Origin of the sequence: Streptomyces sp. 8N706 (assembly GCF_052245415.1) — a bacterium.
In the GTDB taxonomy this organism is placed as follows: Bacteria; Actinomycetota; Actinomycetes; order Streptomycetales; family Streptomycetaceae; genus Streptomyces.
The window spans coordinates 1-897 of the sequence record NZ_JBQQBW010000247.1 but is presented as its reverse complement, the minus strand read 5'-3'; the positions used below and the strand labels follow the sequence as shown (position 1 = coordinate 897).

The 897-nt window shown below is 70.2% G+C and carries 1 pseudogene; it reads right to left on the bottom strand.

Annotation, left to right across the window (positions count from 1 at the left end):
* A pseudogene (locus ACTWQE_RS34085) lies at window positions 1–897 on the bottom strand (telomere-associated protein Tap); the annotation flags it as partial.

Below are 897 nucleotides of genomic sequence, written 5' to 3'. Positions count from 1 at the left end.
GGTCCACCGCCCACGCCATCCCCTGCACCCCTTCGACCTTGCACAGGCCCGGTGTGGGACCGAGGCGGAAGGATCCGGGCAGCGGCTTGCCGGAGGTGGTGTAGGGCAGGAAGTGAAGCGGGCTGGGACCCGGCGAGGCGTAGACGACGCAATCGGAGAGCACCGCGAGCGGGTACTGGCCGGTGGCCTCCGCGGTCTTGAGCATCTTGCGGTGCATGTTCACCCGGGCCTTGGAGATGACCGCCGCCCGGATGTCGGGGCGCCAGGTGGGGCGCTCCAAGGCCGGCCAGCGCTCACCGTCGCGGTAGTGACGGCCCTGGGGACGCTCGCGCAGCTTACCGACGCCGCCCTTGACCGTGGACTTGATCGCCGCGAGCACGGCCGCCATCCCGGGGTCGGCCTGCTTGTGCTGCTCCATCGCGGCGAGGAACCCGGCCTCGTCCAGATCCTCCGTGACCTTGAGGTCGGCCATCGTCTGCACGTAGGCAGTCTTGAGGCGGTCGTGCCAGGGGTCGAGGTACGCGCCGGTCTCCCGCCGCAGGTACGCATCGACTGGCCGGACGTCGTAGCCGAGCTGGACGGCGTAGGCGACGGTATGGGTCTGGTACCAGGCCGGCCCCTCCGGACGCTGCCCGGACGGGGTGAACGGCGACGGGAGACGCGGGTCCAGCTCGACGCCGGAGAGGTCGACGTACCAGGAGCCGGGGATCTTCTTGTCGAACACCGGCCGCTGGACATACTCGGGGCCGGACAGGCCGACGACCAGGCGCGCCGCGGCCGCGAGGAAGGCAGTGTTGATGTCCAGCCCGATCGCGAAGGGCAGCAGGCACTCCTCATCGCAGAGAAGCTTCGGATCGCGCACCCACTGGTAGGCCTCCTCATCGAGGAAGCCGCCGG